At 53.0% G+C, this 6,347-nt stretch carries 6 protein-coding genes; 3 read left to right on the forward strand and 3 right to left on the reverse strand.

Annotated elements, in window-relative coordinates; all coding sequences use genetic code 11:
* Positions 1-160: 160 nt before the first annotated feature.
* Together HX778_RS18075 and HX778_RS18080 are read right to left on the reverse strand one after the other, a co-directional pair.
* Positions 161-1,810: a bifunctional diguanylate cyclase/phosphodiesterase gene (locus tag HX778_RS18075; RefSeq protein WP_176982701.1), complete on the reverse strand. Its 1,650-nt coding sequence runs from the start codon at positions 1,808-1,810 to the stop codon at positions 161-163.
* Between the two features lie 90 nt (positions 1,811-1,900).
* Positions 1,901-2,167, reverse strand: a complete 267-nt coding sequence (locus HX778_RS18080) for an HTH domain-containing protein (RefSeq protein ID WP_038472829.1) — start codon at positions 2,165-2,167, stop codon at positions 1,901-1,903.
* Between the two features lie 266 nt (positions 2,168-2,433).
* On the opposite strand from HX778_RS18080, the gene HX778_RS18085 reads away from it, so the two are divergent.
* A complete protein-coding gene (locus tag HX778_RS18085) occupies positions 2,434-2,610 on the forward strand; it encodes a hypothetical protein (RefSeq protein ID WP_176982702.1) in 177 nt (58 codons plus the stop codon).
* Here HX778_RS18085 and HX778_RS18090 read toward each other — a convergent pair.
* Positions 2,566-3,111, reverse strand: a complete 546-nt coding sequence (locus tag HX778_RS18090; protein ID WP_176982703.1) for a GNAT family N-acetyltransferase — start codon at positions 3,109-3,111, stop codon at positions 2,566-2,568. The two genes, HX778_RS18085 and HX778_RS18090, sit on opposite strands and share 45 nt — an antisense overlap.
* Positions 3,112-3,293: 182 nt before the next feature.
* On the opposite strand from HX778_RS18090, the gene HX778_RS18095 reads away from it, so the two are divergent.
* Together HX778_RS18095 and HX778_RS18100 are read left to right on the forward strand one after the other, a co-directional pair.
* The gene (locus tag HX778_RS18095) at positions 3,294-5,591 is read left to right on the forward strand and encodes an FdhF/YdeP family oxidoreductase (RefSeq protein WP_176982704.1); all 2,298 of its coding nucleotides are present in this window, start codon (positions 3,294-3,296) and stop codon (positions 5,589-5,591) included.
* Between the two features lie 73 nt (positions 5,592-5,664).
* A complete protein-coding gene (locus HX778_RS18100; protein WP_176982705.1) occupies positions 5,665-6,321 on the forward strand; it encodes an O-methyltransferase in 657 nt (218 codons plus the stop codon).
* Positions 6,322-6,347 lie beyond the last annotated feature (26 nt).

Consider the following 6,347-nt stretch of genomic DNA (forward strand, 5'->3'; position numbering starts at 1 on the left):
AATACCGCACCGGTATTATCACCATATAAAACACCGACACTTTAGAATAATCCGGCGTAAAAAACATCCAGCCGTAGGTTAAAACAACACCCCATAAAGTAAAGACAGACCAGCCATTGCTTACAACACAGGCAGTGTACGGCCGCACACTGCCGTGTTTTTAACGATGAATATTTTTGATATCTACCGGTTGGCCAAAAAGGAACCCCTGAATCTCGGTACATCCTTCTTCTTCGAGAATACGCAATTGCTCGTTTGTCTCAACGCCTTCGGCGATAAGCGGCGTATTGATGGAGTTGCCGAGTGAAATGATCGCCCGTACAAAGGACCGGGCCTGGAAATTACTTTCAACGTTAGTCAGGAAGCTACGGTCCAGCTTAATGACGTCGAAGTGGAACTCACGCAGCGTGCTAAGGGATGAATAGCCGGTACCAAAGTCATCCAGCGCAATGCTGATCCCCATTTTCTGGAACTGGTGCAAAATGTTAAACGTCAGCTTTTTATTGATGATAAAAGCGGTTTCCGTCACCTCAAATTCCAGCAGCGTTATCGGCCACGCGGTACGCATTAAAATGTCACGCACATTGTCGATAAAGCTAAGATTACGCAGCTGCACCGGGGAAATATTTATCGAGACTTTTTTGTCGAGTTTGTTGGCGAGCGACTCTTTACACACCGTTTCAATCACCCAATAACCCAGCGGAACAATCGCCCCGCTTTCCTCGGCAATAGGGATAAACTCATCCGGCGGGATAAGCCCCTGCTCCGGGTGATTCCAGCGCAGCAGGGCTTCGTAACCGGTAATGGCTTTGTCTTTGAGCGAGCGTTTTTCCTGATAGTGAATGAAGAACTGCCCTTCTTTGATACCGCGGCGAATATCCGCCGCCATAAGGTTTCGCAGGCGCGTTTTTTCATCCATGTCTTTTTCATACCAGCAAATCTTATTATCCAGGTTCGCTTTAGCGCGGTACATCGCCAGGTCTGAATTACTGATAAGCGTATTGATATCCGTGGCGTCATCGGGATAAACCGCCACGCCGATGCTGGCACTCACGGTAATTTCGCTGTGGGCGAAAAACTGTTTCCCCACAAAACAGCCATGCAGGCGTTCGGTAAAATTGCGAAGTTCGTCATCGTGGTTATAAGGTTTTGCCGCGACAAATTCATCGCCGCCAAAGCGGGCCACGATTTCATCTTTTTCAATCGCCTTAAGTACCGAGGAAGAAACCCGCTGTAAAAGCTGGTCGCCAACCAGATGCCCTTCGATATCGTTTATTTCTTTGAATTTATCGAGATCCACAGTGCAAATGGCAATGCGGTTATAATCAGACTCGGTAAAAAGTTTTTCCACGAAGCTAAAAAATTCGACGCGGTTAGGTAGCCCGGTCAGCGCATCATAGCGAGCGAGCCATGATATTTTATCGATAACCACCTTCTGCTCGCTAATGTCGCGGGTAATTTTGGCAAAGCCAAGCAGCGTCTGGTGCTCATCATAAATGGCGTCGATCACCACGTGCGCCCAAAAGCGGGTCCCGTCTTTACGGTAACGCCAGCCTTCGCCTTCAAATTTGCCGTTTTTCAGCGCGATATTCAGGTTGCGCTCGGGCAGGCCGCTTTTTTGTTCGGCGTCGCTATAGAAAGCGCCAAAGTACTGCCCCACAATTTCCTCACGCCGATATCCCTTCGCCCGCAGCGCCCCCTCATTCCAGGTGGCTACCGTGCCATCGACGTTCAGCATGTAGATGGCGTAATCTTTTACGCTTTCAACAAAGTGACGATAGGCGATATCAGTTAAACTTTCAGTACGCATCTTGCCCTTGGGATGATTGTGGTTTTTCATTAATAAAAAGAGTAATTTATCGCATTATCGGCGGCGTAGCTATGAAGCTTTAAGCCCGCTTTAGAGTTCATGAGATCGCTTTTTCCGCTTTACCCGCAGCAGATAATTTTCCAGCTGCTGAGTCACTTCCCGACTAAGGGCATACTGATCGTCGCCAACATGATAAACATAGTTGCTAAGTCGCCGGAGATCCCGGTAAATCGTGCGTTCACTGACGCCAAATTTACTGGCCAGTTGGTGACGGGACACGCGCTCGCAGCTCAGCATTTCACAAAAGATCCCGGCAATACGGTCTGCCAGCAGCGTGCTTTTTTCGGGGGGGGTCATGAGTGTTTCTCCTGCAAGTAGGTGTCAGGAATGTTAACGCGAACAGATGACAGGTCGTGTCAGCCATTGGCAGAATATATCGCACGACAGCAAGCCAATTATTACGCAACGTTATGACAAGACTAGTTTTTTCTTGAATAAAAATGGGCACCCGTGGAGATCGGACGACATATCGACGGCTTTGCGGGGTATAATCGCGCCTTACTATAAGTTGGCAGACTATGACCGTGAGCAAACATCGGGTAACAAGACCAGATGAAATTGAGATGAAACGCCGGGCCTGGTATCAGGCGCGACGAGCCATCCTGAGCGGCAGGCCGGATGTTGCGCCGCTTACCCCCCCGACGACGCTGTACGAAGAGCTGGCGATCGGCTATCACATCCGGCAGCTTACCCGGCTACAGAAGTGGTTTATCGACAGAGATCTCCCCCTCCCCGAGTAAATAACGCATTGCGCACCGGGGTAAAACCATAAGCCCGGCGTCACGCTGGTGCGCTAAACAGCAAGCCAGTTCCGGCGTAAGCTGTGAATCCACAATAATCTCAAAGCCGTGACGCCGATACCAGGGGCCATTCCAGGCCACGTCCCGGTAAGTGGTGAGCGTAATCTGGCTCACGCCGAGCGCCTGCGCTTTACGCTTCACCTCGGCCAGAAGTAAGCTCCCGACGCCCTGACGCTGAAAATCCGGATGGGTAGAAATCTCGGCCAGATACAGCGCATCATCATGGCGTTCGCAATAGCAAAATCCTTTGATCCTGCCGTCGCTTCCCGTCACCTTCCAGGCCTGCCCATCTTCGATTGCTGCGGCATGCGTGGCTGCATCCGTTACTCCGAACTCCGCTAAAAACGCGAGTTCAGGCACGCTAAGAAAACGACGAGCCGCCGCCGCTTCAACACGCTGAAGTTCTTCTATATCCCTGCGGCAACTGATGGATACGGTCATTATCCCTTCCTTTTATGACGGTGAAGCAGTGCAGTCTTGCGGGCTATTTTACTCGACCCTGGCCGTTTCGTTGACCGCCGATTGACGTTAGCGCTTCCACAAATGTTAATCAGGAGTAAACTAAAGGTAAGCAACTCATCTGTGTTATTGCGCAATCAACCATAACAAGTGACACCTGCCATATGAAATTCAAATCGGCTATCAAGCCTTACCAGGCCGCAGCGGGCGGCTGGGGTTCTCTCGAAGCGACCACCCGCTTCGTCATCGACAGCAAACATGCTCTGAAAAACCTGCGCAACCTGATGCGCATGAACAAGGCTAAAGGCTTTGACTGCCCGGGCTGTGCCTGGGGTGACGATAACAAAAGCACCTTTAGCTTCTGCGAAAATGGCGCTAAAGCCGTCACCTGGGAAGCCACTCGCCGTTTTATCGACAGCGAGTTTTTTGCTCAACACAGCGTCAGTAAACTTTATCAACAAAGCGACTATTTCCTCGAATACCAGGGCCGCCTTACCGAACCGCTTAGCTACAATCCGCAAACTGACCGCTACGAACCCATCAGCTGGGCCAGCGCGTTTAGCCTGATTGCGCAACATATCAAGGCAATGGATAACCCGGATCAGATTGAGCTCTACACCTCCGGCCGCGCCAGCAATGAAGCCTCTTACCTTTATCAGCTTTTTGGCCGCATGCTGGGCACCAATAACTTTCCGGACTGCTCAAACATGTGCCATGAAGCCAGCGGCAGCGGGCTGAAGCGCAGCATCGGCGTAGGAAAAGGCACCATCAGACTGGATGATTTTGATAAAGCCGACGCCATTTTTGTCTTTGGGCAGAATCCCGGCACCAACCATCCGCGAATGCTGCACAGCCTGCGTCATGCGGCGGAAAACGGTGCCCAGATAGTCACCTTTAATACGCTGCGTGAACGCGGCCTGGAACGCTTTGCCGATCCGCAAAAGCCGCTGGAAGTTATCACCCCTCTGGCGGGCACCATCAGCACCAACTATTACCAACCGAATCTGGGCGGCGACATGGCCGCCGTTCGCGGTATGGCCAAAGCGCTGCTGGAAGCCCATCGCCGCCGCATTACCGAAGGCGAAGAAGGCGTGTTCGATCTGGCATTTATCGACGCCAATACCCAGGGCGTGGACGCCTGGTTTGCCGCCATCGATGAAACCAGCTGGGAGAAAATCACCCAGCAGTCCGGCCTGAGCGAACTGCAGCTCCGAGACGCCGCAGCAATCTGGCAGCATTCAAAACGGGTCATTTTTACCTGGGCCATGGGCATCACCCAGCATAAACACTCGCTGAATACCGTGCGTGAAATCGTCAACCTGCAGCTGCTCGGAGGGCATTTAGGCCGCCCTGGCGCTGGCCTGTGCCCGGTGCGTGGTCACAGCAACGTGCAGGGTAACCGCACGATGGGGATTGACGAGAAGCCGCCGGTAAGCCTGCTGGATAACCTGGCCAAACACTTTGATTTTGTGCCTCCGCGCGAGCACGGCCACAACACCGTTGAAGCTCTGGCCGCCATGCTGCGCGATGAAATAAAAGTGCTGGTTGCGCTGGGAGGAAACCTTGCCGCTGCGGCACCGGACAGCCCAAGAACGGAAGAAGCCATTAGCCGCTGCGGCCTGACCGTGTTCATCAGCACCAAGCTTAACCGCAGCCACCTCGTGCCGGGCAAAGCCTCGCTGATTCTGCCCACTCTGGGCCGTACTGAAGAAGATATGCAGGCTACCGGGCGGCAGTTTGTCACCGTCGAAGACTCCTTCAGCATGGTGCACGCCTCCGAAGGCATCGGTAAGCCGATTGCGGATACGCAGCGTTCGGAAACCGCCATTGTCGCCGGCATTGCCGATGCGGTTTTAGGCAGAAACAAACTCGACTGGCTCGAGCTTGCCGACGACTACAACCTTATTCGCGATCATATTGCCGCCACCCTGCCCGGCTTTAAAGGCTTCAACCAGCGCTGCGAAGAACCCGGCGGATTTTATCTGGGGAATGCGGCAGCTGAACTGCGGTTTAATACGCCGAGCGGTAAAGCGGAATTCAGCCATGCCCCACTGCCTGACTCGTTGTGGGAAGGCGTAACGGCCCCCTTCACGCTGCAAACGCTGCGTTCTCACGATCAGTACAACACCACGATTTATGGCCTGGACGATCGCTATCGCGGCGTTTACGGCCAGCGTGAAGTCCTGTTTATTCATCCTGATGACATGGGTGAGCTGGGTCTGAACGACGGTGATAAAGTCGATATTGAAACCGTCTGGCACGACGGGATTACCCGTAAAGTCAGAGGTTTTAAGCTGGTCGCGTATGACATTCCGCGCGGTAACCTAGCGGCCTATTACCCGGAAACCAACCCGCTGGTGCCGCTTGGCAGCGTTGGGGACGGCACCGGCACGCCGACGTCAAAATCCGTTCCGGTGAAAATTACCCGTAGCGAAGCGGAAGATAAGCGCCGAATCGCCTGAATTTGTTATGGAATGAACTTACCCTGGCCCTCTCCTACTGGAGAGGGAAATCTTACCCCGCCCCAAGGAGTTAGTGATGCAGCAGTGGTCCGATGTAGATGAATACCTCGTCAGTGCTTTGATCCCTTCCGATACCGTTTTCCAACAAATCCTCGACAATAATCATGCCGCTGGGCTACCCGCCCACGATGTAGCCCCTAACCAGGGGAAATTCCTTCAGCTGCTGGTGGAGATAACCGGCGCGCGCAAAATCCTCGAGATTGGTACGTTGGGAGCGTACAGTTCCGTCTGGATGGCGCGAGCCCTGCCCGCTGACGGCAAGCTGGTTACGCTTGAAGCCGACCCTCGTCACGCCGAAGTTGCGCAAAAAAATATTAAGCTCGCAGGATTGGAAAAAACTATTGAATTGCATATCGGCCCGGCGGCACAAACGCTCGCCCATCTGGGTAATGAAGCGCCGTTCGATTTGATTTTTATCGATGCCGATAAGCCTAATAACCCGGTTTATCTGGAATGGGCATTAAAATATTCGCGCCCTGGCACGCTAATTATCGGGGACAACGTGGTGCGTGACGGTGAGGTTGCCAACCCCGACAGCGACGACGATCGCGTTCAGGGCGTGAGAACCTTTATCGAAATGATGGGAAACCACACAGGCCTTTCTGTAACCGCGCTACAAACGGTCGGCAGTAAAGGCTGGGATGGTTTTACACTGGCAAGAGTGAAATGAGCCAACCCCTTTCCAGCTGGAAAGGG

The sequence above is a fragment of the Cedecea sp. P7760 genome, from assembly GCF_013386425.1.
Lineage (GTDB): Bacteria > Pseudomonadota > Gammaproteobacteria > Enterobacterales > Enterobacteriaceae > Cedecea > Cedecea selenatireducens.

Excerpts from the sequence above, each read along its gene's own strand:
- HX778_RS18075 (WP_176982701.1), bottom strand. The coding sequence starts at position 1,810 with ATGCGTACTGAAAGTTTAACTGATATCGCCTATCGTCACTTTGTTGAA.
- HX778_RS18095 (WP_176982704.1), top strand. The coding sequence starts at position 3,294 with ATGAAATTCAAATCGGCTATCAAGCCTTACCAGGCCGCAGCGGGCGGC.
- HX778_RS18085 (WP_176982702.1), top strand. The coding sequence starts at position 2,434 with ATGAAACGCCGGGCCTGGTATCAGGCGCGACGAGCCATCCTGAGCGGC.
- HX778_RS18090 (WP_176982703.1), bottom strand. The coding sequence starts at position 3,111 with ATGACCGTATCCATCAGTTGCCGCAGGGATATAGAAGAACTTCAGCGT.
- HX778_RS18080 (WP_038472829.1), bottom strand. The coding sequence starts at position 2,167 with ATGACCCCCCCCGAAAAAAGCACGCTGCTGGCAGACCGTATTGCCGGG.